Below are 16,549 nucleotides of genomic sequence, written 5' to 3'. Positions count from 1 at the left end.
AAGCCCATGTCTTCCAATCCCTCCGCCCCCATCCAGCTCGGCATCGTCGGCGTCGGCAAGATCGTCCGCGACCAGCACCTGCCGTCGATCGCGGCCAATGCGGACTACAACCTGATCGCCACGGCCAGCCGCAACGGCACCGTCGACGGCATCCAGAGCTTCACGACCATCGACGAGATGATTGCCACTGTTCCTGCGATGAACGCCGTGTCGCTGTGCATGCCGCCGCAATACCGCTATGAGGCCGCCTACAAGGCGCTGACGGCGGGCAAGCACGTGTTTCTCGAAAAGCCACCGGGCGCGACACTGAGCGAAGTCCACGATCTCGAAGCGCTGGCGAAGGCCAAGGGCGTGTCGCTGTTTGCCAGCTGGCATTCGCGCTACGCACCGGGCGTCGAGGCCGCAAAGGACTTTCTTGCCGCGACCACAACCAAGAACATGCATGTCATCTGGAAGGAAGACGTGCGCCACTGGCATCCGAACCAGGACTGGATCTGGCAGGCCGGCGGCCTCGGCGTGTTCGATCCCGGCATCAACGCCCTTTCGATCGTCACTCACATCCTGCCTCGCGCCATCTTCCTCACCGGCGCAACCCTCGAGTTCCCGGAAAACCGCGATGCACCCATCGCTGCCGACCTGCACTTCAAGGACGCCACGGGAGTGCCCGTCCACGCCGAATTCGACTGGCGCCAGACAGGCAAGCAGAGCTGGGATATCATCGTCGAGACAGAGGCGGGCACGATGCGGCTGGCCGATGGCGGCGCCAAGCTTTTCGTCGACGAAGAACTAAAGCTCGCCGAACCGGAGGCGGAATACCCGTCGCTGTACCGCCGCTTCGCCGAAATCGTCAAGGCCGGAACATCCGACGTCGACCTCGCCCCCCTCCGCCACGTCGCCGACGCCTTCATGCTCGGCAAGCGCAAGTTCGTGGAAGCGTTCCACGATTGATCGCCTTCAAATCTCCCCCGCGAGGGGGAGATCTGGCCTCCTCAGGCCTTTTTCTCCCAACGCCCTTCCTGGGTCTGCTGCCAGTAGGTGAGCTTGTGACCCTCGGCTTTCAGCTTTTTCCACTGGGCCCGGGCGCCTTCCAGTTGTGACTGGTCGTAGCCGTCGAACATGAAGACGACGCGGTCGTAGATGTCGATCTCTTCAGCTTCCGCACCGTCGACGAAGAAGCGGACCTTGGCATCGTTGACATTTTCCGGCGACAGCGTCAGCAGCACCGGCTGGTGTTCCGGCGCCTCGCCGGCATCGGTGCCATGAGGAAGGAAACTGTCCTCCCGGAATGTCCACAAATGGCTGTCGAGCAGGTCGCGCCGAGCCGGGTCGCGACCTTGCACCGCCACCCGCCAGCCACGCTCGACGCTTTTGTCGAGCAATGGCGGCAGGGCGTCCTCGAGCTTTGATTCCGTCAAATGATAGAACAGCACCTCGGTCATCGGGCGATCCCGTTTTGACCGGTCACTGCTCGTAGTGCCGGCGCACGAGTTCGTCGAGCAGGCGGACGCCAAAGCCGGAACCCCAGGACTGGTTGATCTCGTCGAGCGGCGAGCCGAGAGCCGTCGCTGCGATATCGAGATGGGCCCATGGCGTATCCTTGACGAAGCGCTTGATGAACTGGGCGGCGGTGATCGATCCGGCCTGGCGGCCGCCACTATTCTTCATGTCGGCGAACTTGCTGTCGATCAGCTTGTCGTAATCCTTGCCCAGCGGCATCCGCCACAGGCGCTCGTTGGTGGCAAGACCGGCGGCCGTTAGGCGTTCCGCAAGGGTGTCGTCGTTGGAGAATAGGCCCGCATGCTGGCTGCCGAGGGCAACCACAATGGCGCCGGTGAGCGTCGCCAGATTGACCATGAATTGCGGCTTGAACCGGTCGTTTGTGTACCAGATGGCATCGCCGAGAACGAGGCGGCCTTCGGCATCGGTGTTGATGATCTCGATCGTCTGGCCGGACATGGACGTGACGATGTCGCCGGGGCGCTGGGCATTGCCATCGGGCATGTTCTCGACGAGGCCGAGGACGCCGACGACATTGGCCTTGGCGCCGCGTGCCGCCAGCGTGTGCATCAGGCCAATGACGGCAGCGGCGCCGCCCATGTCACCCTTCATGTCCTCCATGCCGGCCGATGGCTTGATGGAAATGCCGCCGGTATCGAAGACGACGCCCTTGCCGATGAAGGCAATCGGCGCCTCGCCGGGCTTGCCGCCGTTCCACTGCATAATTGCCAGGCGCGGCGGGCGGACCGACCCCTGGGCTACGCCGAGCAACGCGCCCATTCCGAGGGTCCGCATGTCACGCTCCGTCAGGATTTCGACGGTAACGCCGAGCTTTTCCAGCTCCTTGGCCTTGGCGGCAAATTCGACGGGGCCGAGCACGTTCGGCGGCTCGTTGACCAGGTCACGGGCCAGATTGACGCCTGCCGCAATCGCTTCCGAATCGCCGAACAGTACATCGGCTTGCGCAGCCTTGGTTGTGACGATGGTCACCTTGATCGCCTTGAAGGTCTTCTCGTCGTCTTCACCCTTCCGGGTCTTGTAGGTGTCGAAGCTGTACGCTCGCATCAGCATGCCCAGCGCAAAATCGGCGGCATTCTGCGGAGCGACGTCGGCGCCGGGGCTGTCGACGAAAACCGTCACCGTCTCGACCTTCTTCATGCGCGCTGCAGCGACGCCGCCGAGCTTCAGCCAGTCGTGCGGCGTTATGTCGGCCGGCTTAGCCGTCCCTATCACCAGGATCCTGTCGACGGGGGACCCTTCCGGCGCGACGATATCGAGGGTTTTCAGCGACTTTGCAGAATAACCGGCGATGCGGGTTGCCTTGGCGACGGTGTTGGCAGGATCGACCTGCTCGGCACCGGCCGGTCGCTCGCTGCCGATACCCTGCAAAAGCACAGCCAGTCCCGTCGTCGGCCGCGCCGAGGGTGCAAAGGAGATTTCGAATTTCACAGACATGTCAGCTCCACGATGTGCCCGATACCGGGTCTCTGGTGTGGGATCATTTAGGGTTTCCCCATTGAATACAAGCTTCGGGACCACGAAGCCTGCATTAGTTCGCAGCAAAAACCGCGTGCCGACCCTAGCGAACCCCTACCCGACGACTTTACGTCCGTGAGAAATCTGCAGTGCGAAAGGCGTAGTTGCCGGGTCCGCAAAGCGGGTGCCAACCGCCTCCGATCACAAACGACACACCATGGAAATATTTCGAGAAATTAACGAAATTTTCGCGTGCCGCTTGTCGCAAAAAAATAACAAACAGCGTAGAGGAATTGAACTGCGAGGCCTGAGGGCTTCGGAGACGCGTCGCATCAAGGGCCGGCATGAAACTACTTGAATCCTATATTACCCGGCGTGTCGGTTTGATGTTTCTGGTGGCGCTGCTGCCGGTTCTTGCCATCATCTGGACGACTCAGGTGTTGCAGCGCATCAATCTGGTGACGGACAGCGGCCAGTCGATGGGGTCGTTCGCGACGCTTGCCACCCTCATCCTCCCAACGATCATTCCCGTCGTGCTGCCTTTCGCCCTGGTGATCGGCATCACGCAGACGCTGACGGCCATGAACACCGATTCGGAATTGACGGTGATGGAGGCCGCGGGTGCCAACCGGATGGTGATCATCCGCCCGATCATGCTTCTGGCCGTCGCCGTCAGCATTTTCTCCTTTGCCGTCGACAACATGGTTGAGCCGAAGGCGCGCGTCGCAGCGCGCGACATGGTCGCTGCCGCCTATGCCGACCTTCTGTCCACGGTCATTGAGGAAAAAAACTTCCGCCGCATCGAAGACGGTCTCTATGTCGAGATCTCTCAGCGTATGTCCGGCCGTATCCTCAAGGGCCTGTTCGTCGCCGATTCCCGCGACCCGGCCTTCGACCTTATCTATTATGCCAAGGAAGGCGCCGTCGATCCGAGCGGCAAATCGCTGCTGATGCATGACGGCGAAGTGCACCGCAAAACCGTCGATGGCAACGTCTCGGTCATCAAGTTCGACAGCTATTCCTTCGATCTCTCAGACCTCAGCCAGAGCCGTGGTCAGGCCAATCTTCGCTCCGGCGACAGAAGCCTGCCGTTCCTGCTCCATCCCGATCCGAACGATGCCGACTACAAGGCAAAGCCGACAGGTTACAGAGCCGAACTTCACCGCCGCCTGACGGACTGGATGCTGCCGGCGATCTTTGCGCTGATCTCCCTCGTCATTGCCGGCGACGCCCGGTCCCATCGTGAGGCACGCCTGCATCCGATGGTGTCTGCGCTCACCATCTCGTTCGGCCTTCGCTGGGCGGATTTCTATGCCGCCAACCAGATCGAAGCGGCGCCCTATTTCATCGGCGTTCTCTATGCCATCAATATCGGTTCGATCCTGATCTGCATCTTCCTGCTGTCGCGCACGAAAAAGCGGACCATGCCGACGACTTTGCGCAATCGCATCAGCGGCTGGTGGCTGCGCGCACAGGCTAAACTGCCGGCCTCCAGCGGGAAATCGAGCGGAGGCAACGCATGATTTTTGGCACCCTGAACCGCTATTTCTTTCTCCGTTACGCCATCACCACCGGCTGGTTCTTCGTCGGCGTGACGGCGATCGTTTTCCTTGCTGATTTCAGCGAAAATGCCGGCAGGCTTTCCGGCCTTCCCGGATACTCTGTCGCCATCGGGCTGCTGATGACTGCGGTCCGCCTGCCGCTCATCCTGCAGCAGACGATGCCGTTCCTCGTGCTGTTCGTCGGCATGACGACGCTGATCGGGCTCAACCGTCGCTACGAACTGGTGATTGCCAGGGCTGCCGGCATTTCTGTCTGGCAATTCATGGCGCCGTTCATTTTTGGCGCGTTTATCGTCGGCCTGCTGACCATGCTGGTGCTGAACCCGATCGCTGCAGCGGGCCAGCGGCAAGCGGACGCACTCGAGGCAGACCTGCGCGGCGACCCTTCCTATCACAACCGGCTCTCCGTTCCGTGGTTGCGCCAGATCGCCCGCGACGATGACGTCATCATCGGCGCCAAGACCGTCGTCGACAACGGCATGACACTGATGAATGCCGTTTTCATCCACTTCAATCCACAGGGCGACGTGGTGCTCCGGCAGGACGCAAACTCGGCTAAGTTGGAAGATGGTTACTGGCTTCTTACCGGCGTTGTGGAGCGTGCCCCGGGGGAGGTCCCGGCGCACAAGGCTTCGGTGCGCGTGCGTACGAATTTGAAACAGGATTTCGTGTCCCAGCGGCTGGCACAGCCTGAAACCATTGCTTTTTATGATCTTTCTAATCGAATTGAGATCGCGCGAAGCTTTGGTATATCTACCAAGGCGTTGGAGACGCAGTTTAACTCCCTGCTTTCACAACCCTTCCTCATGGTGGCAATGACTCTCATCGCCGCAACCGTGTCTCTAAAATTCAGCCGTTTCAACCAGTCACGCTCCGTGATTCTGGGTGGAATACTCGCAGGCTTCGTGCTTTATGTCGTCAACGTGCTTGTAAAGGCATTCGGAAGCAGTGGCGTTGTGCCTCCCTTCGTGGCGACCTGGATACCCGTGGTCGTCGCCTTGGCTTTGGGCGCAACGATCCTGCTTCATCAGGAGGATGGCTAGTGGCGGTCACTAACCGCAAACAGATCAGAAAGCTCTCGGCTGTCGTCTTGGCAGCACTGAGTGCCTACGTCGCGACGTCGCCTGCCGTATTCGGCCAGGACGGCTCGCCCATGAAAACCGCGAAGGTCAATGTACCGGCTGATTCGAAGCTGGTGCTGTCCTCGAACGAGCTGATCTATAACAAGGACACGCAGGTCGTCACCGCTAACGGCGCGGTGCAGATCAACTATGGCGGCTACAAGATGGTCGCCCAGCAGGTCGTCTACAATCAGAAGACCGGCCGGATGATGGCGCTTGGCAATGTCGAGCTCATCACGCCCGACGGCAATCGCATGTATGGCGACAAGATGGACGTCACCGACAGTTTCTCGGATGGCTTCGTCGATTCGCTGCGTATCGAAATGCCGGACAACACCCGCCTCGCCTCCGAAAAGGCCGAACGGGTTGGCGGCACGCAGATGATCCTGACCAAGGGCATCTACACGGCCTGCCTCGCCTGCACCAAGCTCGGCAAGGCACCGCTGTGGCAGGTGAAGGCGCAGCGCGTCGTCCAGAATGGCGTAACGCACACCGTTCGCCTCGAGCACGCACGTTTCGAACTGTTCGGCCTGCCGATTGCCTACATTCCTTGGATCGAAGTTCCGGACAACACGGTCAAGCGCAAGTCCGGCTTCCTATTCCCGACTTTCAGCGTCTCGCAAAACCTCGGTTTTGGTGCCAAGGTTCCCTATTACTACGTCATCTCGCCGAGCATGGACGCAACCGTCAGCGCGACGGGTTACACCACGCAGGGCTTCCTGCTCGAAGGCGAATTCCGCCAGCGGCTTGAAAACGGTACCTATACGATCCGGGCTGCCGGCATCGACCAGAACAAGCCCGATGCCTTCACTGCAGGCACGAGCGACGCGGAATCCAAGACCCGCGCGCTGATCGCCTCCAAGGGCGACTTCCAGATCAATCCACGCTGGACGTTCGGCTGGGATGTGATGGCGCAGACGGACAACAACTTTGCCCGTACCTACGGCATCGAGGGTCTCAACCAGAGCACCCACACCAACGAGGTCTATCTGACGGGTCTCGGCAAGCGTAACTATTTCGATATGCGCGGCTTCTACTACGACGTTCAGGACGCTAACGAAAACAGCGATAGCGAGAAACAGCAGGCGATTGCTGCTCCGGTCATCGACTACCACTATGTCGATCCCAAGCCTGTCTACGGCGGCGAACTTTCGGCGACGATGAACTTTACCAACATCTCGCGCCAGGAAGTGGCTGCGCGCGACCTCAGCGACCTGACGACGAAGGATCGGTTTGAAGGACTGAAGGGCGACACCAGCCGCATGACGACAGAATTGCAGTGGCAGCGGACTTTCGCGACGCAGGGTGGCCTCCTCCTCACCCCGTTGATGGCAGCACGTGGCGATGCATACGGCCTCGGCATGGACTCGCCGAGTTCGATCGGCACCAACTACAGCTATTCAGGCAACTACGACGACAGCAGCACGGCCGCCCAGGGCATGCTGACGGCGGGCATCGAAGCCAAGTATCCGATCATGGTCTCGACGGCGAACAGCACACACGTGTTCGAGCCGATTGCACAGCTTTACGCTCGTCCGAACGAGACGCTGGCAGGCCGGCTGCCGAACGAAGACGCGCAGAGCTTCGTCTTCGACGCCAGCAACCTCTTCAATCGCGACAAGTTCTCGGGCTTCGACCGTATCGAGGGAGGCACACGCGCCAATGTCGGTATCCGCTACACCGGCAGCTTCGACAGCGGCTACAAGCTGACGAGCATTGTCGGCCAGTCCTACCAGCTGGCTGGACAGAACTCCTTCGACACGGCGGACCTTGTCAACGCCGGTGCCGAGTCTGGCCTCGAAGACAGCGTTTCCGACTATGTCGCCATGGCGTCGCTGTCGACACCTCAGGGCTTGTCGCTGACGGGCTCCTACCGTCTCGACCACAAGGACATGTCGTTCAAGCGTGGTGACTCGACGCTTGGATATGCGAATGCCGACTTCCAGACCTCGGTGACCTACACGCATATCAAGGCGCAGCCCGAATACGGCTTCACCTCCGACAACGACGAAATCCAGACACGCGCCCAGATCAACTTCAAGGACTACTGGGCGATCTTCGGGACGGTCAGCTACGACCTGAACAACAACGATGTGACGCGTCGCGGCGTCGGACTTTCCTACAGCGACGAATGCACGATCTTCAGCATCTCCTACCTGTCGAAAAGCGACAGCGTGGACCAGACCGCCAGCGACTGGTCCATCGGTGCCAAGATCACCTTCCGCACCCTTGGCGACATCAATGTCGGCAGCGCGTCGGACACTACCTTCTAGCGGCAAGCGCACGGTGAGCGGATTCCGATCCGCTCACCGTGATATCGCTGCCCAAAGACTCCATTCCGTGCAAAATCCATGTCATTGTTTCGCCGCAAGGATTGTGCAATTCCATAGCCTTGCTGTAGATGGTCGGCAGGAAACGTTGGCCTGTCCGGATAAGTCCGGGATACGAGCGGCCAACCGCTGGGACCTTTGAGAGGGATAGTCGATGTTTGCTGGACAGAACCCGGTACGCGCCATTTTAACCGGCGCTGTCGCCTTGGCCATTGCCACATCCCTGCCGATCACGGGCCAGGCTGCGCCACAACAGCGGGCTGCTCCTCCGGCCGTCGTATCGGGTACCAGCGAGGTCAAGGTCCTCGTCAACAACGAAGTCATCACCAGCGGCGACATCGCCAAGCGCATCAACTTCATGCGCCTGCAGCACCAGACCGGCGACCTGCCCAAGCTTGCCAAGGAGCAACTGGTCACGGAATTGCTAAAGCGACAGGAAATCCAGCGAGTTCGCATGTCGGTCTCTACCACGGACGTCGATGCGTCCTATGCGCGCTTTGCCGCCAGCAACAAAATGAAGACCGAGCAGCTGAACGAGGTCCTCGCAAAGACCGGAGTAACGCCGGCGCATTTCAAAGCCTACATCGCCATCCAGATGAGTTGGCCACGCGTGCTCAATGCGCGTTTCGGCGCCAGCGGCAAGCTCTCGCCGGACGAACTCATCACCCGCATGACGCAGAACAAGAACAACACGTCGACCACGGAATATTTTCTCAAGCAGGTCATATTCGTGGTGCCCGCCGCCAAGAAGGGAACGCTGGAAGCCAAGCGCAAGGCGGAGGCAGACGCTTCGCGCGCGAAATTCCCAGGATGCGAACAGGCCAAGGTCTTTGCCGCCACGATGCATGACGTCTCGGTGCGCGACCTCGGCCGCGTTCTTGCGCCGGAATTGCCGACCCAGTGGAAGCCGTTGATCGAGAGCGCGACGGGCAATACGACGTCTTCCATCGTCACGGACCGTGGTGTCGAATATCTGGCGATCTGCTCGAAGCGCCAGGTCAGCGACGATGTCGCCGCCGCTGCCGTCTTCCGCCAGGAAGATCTTGGCAAGAACGCTCAGGGCGAGGCCACCGGCAACGAGAAGAAATACGTGGATGAACTGCGCTCCAAGGCGCAGATCATCTATCGCTGATCTCTGCCAATGACATCGCTCCACATGCTGCCACTGGCGCTTACCCAGGGCGACCCTGCCGGCATAGGCCTCGACGTAACACTTGACGCGTGGATGCGCCGCACGGAGCTGGGGCTCGCGCCGTTCCTGTTCATCGGCGACCCGGCTGCCCTTGCAGTGCGCGCCCGGTTGCTGGGACGGGAGATTCCCCTTCGCGAATGCGATGCTGCGACTGCCTTCTCGATCTTCGCCACCGCGCTGCCGGTTCTGCCGGTGGCTTCGGGTGTCGACGTGGCTGCTGGCGTGCCGCATGTTTCGACCGCGCGCGGCACCATCGCTGCGATCGAGACTGCCGTACAGCTGACAATGGCCGGAGAGGCTGCGGCTGTAGTGACCAACCCGATTGCCAAGTCCGTGCTATACGAGGCCGGCTTCGGCTTTCCCGGTCATACGGAATTTCTGGCCGACCTTGCAAGCCGCCACAGCGGAAAGCGCTTCATGCCTGTGATGATGCTGGCCGGCCCGAAATTGCGGGCCATACCTGTGACAATCCACATTCCGCTGAAAGACGTGCCGACAGCGCTGACCGTGGACCTCATCATCGAGACCTGCCGGATTGCGCATGCGGATCTCAAGGCCCGTTTCGGCATTGCCCGCCCCCGGCTTGCGGTGGCCGGCCTCAATCCTCACGCCGGCGAGGACGGGACGCTCGGCAACGAGGACAAGGACATCGTTCACCCCGCCATCGAGGTGCTGCGCGCCGAGGGTATCGACGCCTTCGGGCCGCTGCCGGCCGACACCATGTTCCACGACGACGCACGCCATCGCTACGATGTGGCTATCTGCATGTATCATGACCAGGCGCTGATCCCGGCCAAGGCGCTCGGGTTCGACGACTCGGTCAATGTGACGCTTGGCCTCCCCTTCGTTCGCACATCGCCGGACCACGGCACCGCCTTCGGCATCGCCGGCAAGGGCATTGCCAAGGCGGACAGTCTCGTGGCAGCCCTGAAGCTTGCTGCCGACCTTGCCCGTATCGGCAGGATATCTGCCTGATGGCCGCTCTCGACGGGCTGCCTCCCCTCCGCGACGTCATCGAGCGGTTTGGGCTCGATGCACGCAAGGCGCTGGGACAGAATTTCATTCTCGATCTCAACCTGACGCAGCGCGTGGCGCGGACCGCCGGCAACCTCGAGGGCGTTACCGTCATCGAGGTCGGGCCCGGTCCCGGGGGACTGACGCGGGCAATCCTAGCGCTCGGTGCCAAGAAGGTCATAGCAATCGAGCGCGACCCGCGCTGCTTGCCGGCGCTAGCGGAGATTGCTGCCCATTATCCCGGCCGGCTGGAGGTGATCGAGGGCGACGCGCTGAAGATCGACTTTGCCGCGCTGGCGACAGATGGCCCCGTGCGCGTCATCGCCAACCTGCCCTACAATGTTGGCACACAATTGCTGCTGAACTGGCTGCTGCCAGCCGTTTGGCCGCCGTTCTGGCAATCGCTGACACTGATGTTCCAGAAGGAAGTCGGCCAGCGGATCGTCGCCGCCGAGGGTGACAATCATTACGGACGACTGGGCGTGATCTGCGGCTGGCGGACTGAAGCTTACGCAGCTTTCGATATCTCGCCGCAGGCTTTCACGCCGCCACCCAAAGTCACCTCGTCGGTGATCCACCTGACACCGCGCGAAAACCCGATACCCTGCTCGGTCGCAAAGCTCGAGCGCGTCACAGAGGCAGCTTTTGGCCAGCGCCGCAAGATGTTGCGCCAGAGTGTGAAATCGCTTGGTGGGGAAGCGCTGCTGGCGCGCGCCGACATCGACCCGACAAGGCGGGCCGAAACATTGTCCGTGGAAGAGTTCTGCCGGCTGGCGGACTGCCTCTAGAGTTTGGGCACTTCTTCCAGCAAGCCGCGAATGAAATCGAACATGCCATGGCGACGGTCGCGGCGCAGACGCTCGGCCTTGACGATCGACTGCACCGAATCGAAGGCTGTGTTCAGATCCTCGTTGACCAGGACGTAATCGTACTCCCGCCAGTGCTCGATTTCGGCGCGGGAATTCTGCAGCCGCGTCGCAATCACCGCCTCCGAGTCTTCGGCACGGCGATGCAGGCGGGACTGAAGTTCCGTCATGGTTGGCGGCAGGATGAAGACCGAGACGACGTCTGCCGCCATCTTGTCCTGCAACTGCTGGGCGCCCTGCCAGTCAATATCGAACAGCATGTCGCGGCCCTCGGCCATGGCAGTCTCGACAGGCTCGCGCGGCGTGCCGTAGAAATTGCCGTGAACCTCGGCCCATTCCAGAAGCGCATCGGAATCCCGCATCCGCTCGAACTCGCGCTGCGAGACGAAGTGGTAGTGGACATCGGCGATTTCACTCGGGCGACGCTGGCGCGTGGTGACGCTGACGGAAAGGCTGAGTTGCTTGTCGTCTGCCAGCAGCGTGCGGGCAATCGTCGATTTGCCGGCGCCCGATGGCGAGGAGATGACCAGCATCAGACCGCGTCGGGCGATTGGCAACGATGGCGAGGTCGCCGTATTCATCGTTCACTCCAAATTCTGAACTTGTTCGCGAAACTGGTCGATGACCACCTTCAATTCGATGCCGGCGTTGGTAACGGCTGCGGCATTCGATTTCGAACAGACGGTATTCGATTCGCGGTTAAATTCCTGTGCAAGAAAATCGAGCTTGCGCCCTATCGGGCCACCTTTCCTCATCAATTCGCGAGAGGCGGCAACATGGGCCTTCAGCCGGTCTATCTCCTCGCGCAAATCCGCCCTTGTGGCGATGAGCGCCGCCTCTGCGTGAAGCCTGTCGCGGTCAAGACCGGAGGCTGCATCCATCAACAAGGCGACCTGGGCTGCAAGCCTCGTGGCGATTTCAGCCGGCGACCGCGAGGGATCGCGCTCTATGGTATCCGTCAGCGTCTCAATGGTCGCGACCTGGTCGAGCAGAACGCGGGCCAGCGCCTGTCCTTCGTGCTCCCGCATGGCCCTGAGGTCGTAGAGGGCACCCTCGAGCCCAGCCATGATGTCGGCGTCGCGGCTGGCGACTGCATCGTCACCCTCGGGGGTCTCGCGAAACTCTATGATGCCGCGGATCGCCATCAGCGTGTCGAGCTTCAGCGGCGCGGGATCGATAATGCCGGCCAGCTGATCGCGCATGGCAAGAACGGTAGCGAGCGCCGCCTGGTTGACGACCGCCTCGAAGCGGTTCTCGTCGGCCGAGATCGACAGACTTGCCTGAATGTTGCCACGGGAAAACTGCAGCGGAACGAGGCGCCGGATGTCGAGTTCCAGACGCTCTAGGCCGGGCGGCAGGCGCAGGCGGAGGTCGAGCCCCTTGCCGTTGACCGAGCGTAGCTCCCAGGCCCAGCGGTAGCGACCGCTGGTGCCTTCACGCCGGGCAAATCCTGTCATGGATTGCAGTGCCATCAGCGTCTCCGTGCTTTACTTCGGGTTACTTCTTCTTTGCCGGCGTCACGGCACCATTTTCTTCAGGCTGGCCGTCGACAACGATATCGGTGCTGTTTACGCCCTTGTCGGCCAGGATCTTGCGCCAGCGCTTGACGTTGGCGTTATGCTCTTCCAGCGTCGCCGAAAAGACATGGCCGCCACTGCCGTCGGCTACAAAGTAGAGATCCTGCGACTTCCAGGGGTTGGCCGTGGCTTCCAGTGCATCGCGTCCGGGATTGGCAATGGGCGTCGGCGGCAGACCCTTGATGATGTAGGTGTTGTACGGCGTTTCCTTCTTCAGGTCCGATTGGTAGATCGGCCGATCGGTCGGCTTGCCGTCCCCGCCAAACAGACCGTAGATCACGGTTGGATCAGACTGCAAGCGCATGTTTTTTGCGAGGCGGTTGATGAAAACAGACGCTACATGTGCACGCTCGTCGGCAAGGCCGGTTTCCTTTTCGACGATCGACGCCAGTATGACGAGTTCCTGCTTGTTGGCGAATGGCAGGTTGGCGTCACGCTTTTCCCAGATCTGGTCGACCAGCTTCTTCTGGGCCGCAGCCATCTGGTCGACAATCTCGGCACGCTTCGCGCCGCGCGAAAACTTGTAGGTGTTCGGCTCGAGACTTCCCTCCGGCGGCAGGGCAGACGGCAGTTCGCCCTCGAGGATGGGATCGGCCTGAAGCTTGTTGAAGATCTGGCGAGTTGTCAGGCCCTCCGGCAGCGTGACTGAATAGAGGATGGACTTGCCGGACTCCATCAACTCCATGATGTCCTTCATGGAAGCGCCGGCCTTGATCTCGTATTCGCCGGCCTTCAGCGTATCGCCGTCGCGGAGTTGACGGGCCGCCAGATATTTGAATATCCGCGCATCAGAAATGATGTTGCTGGCTTCCAGCCGAGAAGCGATCTCGGATGGACCCGCTCCGCTACGGACGATGAAGTTGGCGTTGGTCGTGAGCGGCCCGGGCGACTGGTAGGTCGATACGACGTAGTAGAAGCCGATGACGCCCAGCGCGATGACGAAGACGACAAGCGTCATCAGGAAGTTCAGGAAGATGACCATCTGGCTGCGGGCCTTGCGGGACCGCTTCGGTGGCTCCGGCACGCGTTCGGGACGCAGCGCCTCGTTTGGTGATTTCGGAATGATCGGTCCCTTTTGCCCGGGATGGCCGTCGCGGCCGGCCGGCGTATCCCCGTTCTGGTTCGTGTCGTTCACCGGCAGTCCCTTCTTCTTGTCTTTGTCCGCTCTTGACCAAGCAATGCAGCAAAAACAGGTTCAGGATCTTCCGCGCACACGTAGTGCGCGAAAAATCAGCCGCTACCTGCCCTTAAGCCTCATAGCGTCGCAGAACGAGCGAAGCGTTGGTTCCGCCAAATCCGAAGGAGTTCGACAGCGCAATGTTGACATCGCGCTTGCGCGCGGTGTGCGGTACCAGATCGATCGCGGTTGGCCGCTCCGGATTGTCGAGGTTGAGCGTCGGCGGAACGATATTGTCGCGGATTGCAAGCGCCGAGAAAATCGCCTCGATTGCGCCGGCCGCTCCGAGAAGATGTCCGGTCGCCGACTTGGTGGACGACATCGAGATCCTCGAAGCGGAATCGCCGACCAGTCGCTCGACGGCGCCTAGCTCTATCGTATCGGCCATGGTCGATGTGCCGTGTGCGTTGATGTAGTCGAGATCGGCAGCCGTGACGCCCGCACGCTTCAAGGCGGATGTCATGCAGCGGAAAGCGCCCTCGCCGGTTTCGGACGGTGCGGTGATGTGGTAGGCATCACCGGACAGGCCATAGCCGACCACTTCCGCATAGATCTTGGCGCCGCGCGCCTTGGCGTGTTCGAGTTCCTCGAGCACGACGATGCCGGCGCCCTCGCCCATCACAAAGCCATCGCGGTCGTTGTCGTAAGGACGCGAGGCCTTTTCCGGGTCGTCGTTATGCTGGGTCGATAGCGCCTTGCAGGCGGCAAATCCAGCCATTGCAATGCGGCAGACGGGAGCTTCGGCACCGCCGGCAACCATGACGTCAGCATCGCCAAAGGCGATGAAGCGGGCGGCGTCGCCGATGGCATGGGCCCCGGTGGAACAGGCCGTAACGACGGCGTGGTTGGGGCCGCGCAGCTTATGACGGATGGAGACCTGGCCGGACACAAGGTTGATCAGACGGCCTGGAATAAAAAACGGAGAGATGCGCCGGGGGCCCTTGTCACGCAATGTATACCCGGCCTCGACGATACCTTCCAGACCACCGATGCCCGAGCCGATCATAACGCCGGTGGCGATCTGGTCTTCGTCGGTCTTCGGATGCCAACCGGCATCAGTCAACGCCATTTCGGCGGCGGCCATGCCATAGATGATAAACGGATCGACCTTGCGCTGTTCCTTCGGCTCCATCCAGTCGTCGGCATTGAACGTGCCATCGCTGCCATCGCCGACGGGAACCCTACAGGCAATCTTGGCAGGCAGGTCGGAAACTTCGAAGTCGGTGATCAGGCGGGCGCCGTTGTGGCCAGCGAGCAAGCGCGTCCAGGACACCTCCGTGCCACACCCCAAAGGAGATACCATGCCGGTACCCGTGATAACGACACGTCTCATCGCCCTCAGCCCCTGTCTTCGCGCATGCCATGCATAACATATGTAAAGTCCGGCATGACCGGACGAAAAAGGGCGGACTCCATGAGCCCGCCCTTTGATAGTGCCAAGCTGTTAAGCCTGGGCCTTTTCGATGAACTTTACAGCGTCGCCAACCGTCAGAATCGAGTCGGCAGCGTCGTCCGGGATTTCAACGCCGAATTCTTCTTCGAATGCCATGACCAGTTCGACTGTGTCGAGCGAGTCCGCACCCAGGTCGTCGATGAAGCTGGCGCCTTCAACAACCTTTTCGGCGTCGACGCCAAGATGATCAACAACAATTTTCTTAACGCGTTCTGCGATATCGCTCATGTCGGTTTCCTCGACCTTATTTCCTGATCAGAATGCCGTCTGGCACCCCTACCCTGTTTTCAACCTGCAGCACTCAATCGGAGCACCGTTGGCAAACCCGTTCAACCCGGCTTGAGATACCACAAAACCGCGCAATAACGGCATGTAGAATCTGCGTATTCGGGACGACTGTTCACAGTCATGGCCCGATTAACATGCTTTATCTCTGTCGCAAAGCCTGAAAATCAACCCCGCGGGCCCGCCCGACAAGCTGTTGGGGACAAATTCTCTCCCCAACCGCAATTTCTATTTCAGATCATGGCCATGCCGCCGTTGACGTGCAGCGTCTGCCCGGTCACGTAGGCAGCTTCGCTGGATGCGAGATAGGCGACGGCTGCAGCGATCTCGGCACCGGTGCCCATGCGCTTCATCGGGATGGCGCCCATGATGCCGTCCTTCTGCTTGTCATTCAGCTTGTCGGTCATGGCGCTGGCGATGAAGCCCGGCGAGACGCAGTTGACCGTGACGTTGCGCGTGGCGATTTCCTGGGCCAGCGATTTTGTCATGCCGATCATGCCGGCCTTCGAGGCGCAATAGTTGGCCTGGCCCGGATTGCCGGTTGTGCCGACAATCGACGTGATGTTGATGATGCGGCCGTAGCGGCGGCGCATCATAGGATGCGTGAGCTCACGGGTTAGACGAAATGTCGAGGTCAGGTTTACCTCTATCACATTGTCCCAGTCCTCGTCGCTCATGCGCACGAACAGGCCGTCCTTGGTGATGCCGGCGTTGTTGACGAGGATATCGACGCCTTCGAGCTCTGCCTCTGCCTTGGCGGCAAGCGTCTTGACTTCGGCGCGGTCGGAAAGGTTGGCCGGGAAGATCTTGACGCGATCTCCGAGTTCGGCGGCCAGTGCCTCGAGCTTTTCGACGCGGGTTCCGTGCAGGCCAACGATGGCGCCCTGAGCGTGCAGCGTGCGGGCGATTTCCTCGCCGATGCCGCCAGTGGCGCCGGTAATCAGGGCCTTGCGGCCGGTCAGGTCAAACATGTGAGTTTCCTCATTCCTGGATGTTGCG

The 16,549-nt window shown here is 60.8% G+C and carries 15 protein-coding genes; 7 read left to right on the top strand and 8 right to left on the bottom strand.

All coding sequences use genetic code 11. The features are described 5' to 3' along the window. The first annotated feature begins 6 nt into the window (after positions 1 to 6). Positions 7 to 948, top strand: a complete 942-nt coding sequence (locus PR017_RS04350; protein WP_111220462.1) for a Gfo/Idh/MocA family protein — start codon at positions 7 to 9, stop codon at positions 946 to 948. A 41-nt stretch (positions 949 to 989) separates the two neighbouring features. On the opposite strand, the gene PR017_RS04345 is transcribed toward PR017_RS04350, so the two are convergent. Both PR017_RS04345 and PR017_RS04340 read right to left on the bottom strand, forming a co-directional pair. Then, positions 990 to 1,439 carry a DNA polymerase III subunit chi gene (locus PR017_RS04345; protein WP_111220461.1) on the bottom strand — a complete coding sequence of 150 codons (450 nt, stop codon included), beginning with the start codon at positions 1,437 to 1,439 and terminating at the stop codon, positions 990 to 992. Between the two features lie 22 nt (positions 1,440 to 1,461). After that, the gene (locus PR017_RS04340; RefSeq protein ID WP_111220460.1) at positions 1,462 to 2,952 is read right to left on the bottom strand and encodes a leucyl aminopeptidase; all 1,491 of its coding nucleotides are present in this window, start codon (positions 2,950 to 2,952) and stop codon (positions 1,462 to 1,464) included. A 365-nt stretch (positions 2,953 to 3,317) separates the two neighbouring features. Between PR017_RS04340 and PR017_RS04335 the strand changes: the two genes are divergently transcribed. The 6 genes from PR017_RS04335 (at position 3,318) to rsmA (ending at position 10,980) form a co-directional block, all read left to right on the top strand. Continuing rightward, positions 3,318 to 4,496, top strand: coding sequence for an LptF/LptG family permease (locus PR017_RS04335; protein ID WP_111220459.1), 1,179 nt, complete (start codon positions 3,318 to 3,320; stop codon positions 4,494 to 4,496). Beyond that, positions 4,493 to 5,578, top strand: a complete 1,086-nt coding sequence (gene lptG, locus PR017_RS04330; protein WP_111220458.1) for an LPS export ABC transporter permease LptG — start codon at positions 4,493 to 4,495, stop codon at positions 5,576 to 5,578. Before PR017_RS04335 ends, lptG begins: the two co-directional genes overlap by 4 nt. After that, complete coding sequence (locus PR017_RS04325) at positions 5,578 to 7,929, top strand: LPS-assembly protein LptD (RefSeq protein ID WP_111220457.1); 2,352 nt, start codon at positions 5,578 to 5,580, stop codon at positions 7,927 to 7,929. The genes lptG and PR017_RS04325 overlap by 1 nt, the downstream gene beginning before the upstream one ends. A gap of 211 nt (positions 7,930 to 8,140) precedes the next feature. Then, positions 8,141 to 9,118: a SurA N-terminal domain-containing protein gene (locus tag PR017_RS04320; RefSeq protein ID WP_111220456.1), complete on the top strand. Its 978-nt coding sequence runs from the start codon at positions 8,141 to 8,143 to the stop codon at positions 9,116 to 9,118. Between the two features lie 9 nt (positions 9,119 to 9,127). Then, a complete protein-coding gene (pdxA, locus tag PR017_RS04315; RefSeq protein ID WP_111220455.1) occupies positions 9,128 to 10,153 on the top strand; it encodes a 4-hydroxythreonine-4-phosphate dehydrogenase PdxA in 1,026 nt (341 codons plus the stop codon). Then, on the top strand, positions 10,153 to 10,980 hold the full coding sequence (rsmA, locus tag PR017_RS04310; protein ID WP_111220454.1) for a 16S rRNA (adenine(1518)-N(6)/adenine(1519)-N(6))-dimethyltransferase RsmA: 828 nt from the start codon (positions 10,153 to 10,155) through the stop codon (positions 10,978 to 10,980). Before pdxA ends, rsmA begins: the two co-directional genes overlap by 1 nt. Here rsmA and gmk read toward each other — a convergent pair. The 6 genes from gmk to fabG all read right to left on the bottom strand — a co-directional run bounded on the left by gmk (position 10,977) and on the right by fabG (position 16,521). Then, positions 10,977 to 11,639: a guanylate kinase gene (gene gmk / locus PR017_RS04305; RefSeq protein ID WP_111220453.1), complete on the bottom strand. Its 663-nt coding sequence runs from the start codon at positions 11,637 to 11,639 to the stop codon at positions 10,977 to 10,979. The two genes, rsmA and gmk, sit on opposite strands and share 4 nt — an antisense overlap. A gap of 3 nt (positions 11,640 to 11,642) precedes the next feature. Then, positions 11,643 to 12,530 (bottom strand): YicC/YloC family endoribonuclease, encoded by an 888-nt coding sequence (locus tag PR017_RS04300; protein ID WP_111220452.1) that lies wholly within the window; start codon positions 12,528 to 12,530, stop codon positions 11,643 to 11,645. Between the two features lie 25 nt (positions 12,531 to 12,555). Further along, positions 12,556 to 13,776 carry an endolytic transglycosylase MltG gene (mltG, locus tag PR017_RS04295; protein ID WP_425070036.1) on the bottom strand — a complete coding sequence of 407 codons (1,221 nt, stop codon included), beginning with the start codon at positions 13,774 to 13,776 and terminating at the stop codon, positions 12,556 to 12,558. 106 nt (positions 13,777 to 13,882) lie between these two features. Further along, positions 13,883 to 15,145: a beta-ketoacyl-ACP synthase II gene (gene fabF, locus PR017_RS04290; protein ID WP_111220450.1), complete on the bottom strand. Its 1,263-nt coding sequence runs from the start codon at positions 15,143 to 15,145 to the stop codon at positions 13,883 to 13,885. Positions 15,146 to 15,256: 111 nt separating this feature from the next. Then, positions 15,257 to 15,493 carry an acyl carrier protein gene (locus PR017_RS04285; protein WP_006727438.1) on the bottom strand — a complete coding sequence of 79 codons (237 nt, stop codon included), beginning with the start codon at positions 15,491 to 15,493 and terminating at the stop codon, positions 15,257 to 15,259. 290 nt (positions 15,494 to 15,783) lie between these two features. Beyond that, a complete protein-coding gene (gene fabG / locus PR017_RS04280) occupies positions 15,784 to 16,521 on the bottom strand; it encodes a 3-oxoacyl-[acyl-carrier-protein] reductase (protein WP_111220449.1) in 738 nt (245 codons plus the stop codon). Positions 16,522 to 16,549 lie beyond the last annotated feature (28 nt).

Source organism: Rhizobium tumorigenes (genome assembly GCF_003240565.2).
Lineage (GTDB): Bacteria > Pseudomonadota > Alphaproteobacteria > Rhizobiales > Rhizobiaceae > Rhizobium > Rhizobium tumorigenes.
Note: the sequence above shows the minus strand (reverse complement) of the source record. Positions and strands in the feature narration are given on the sequence as shown.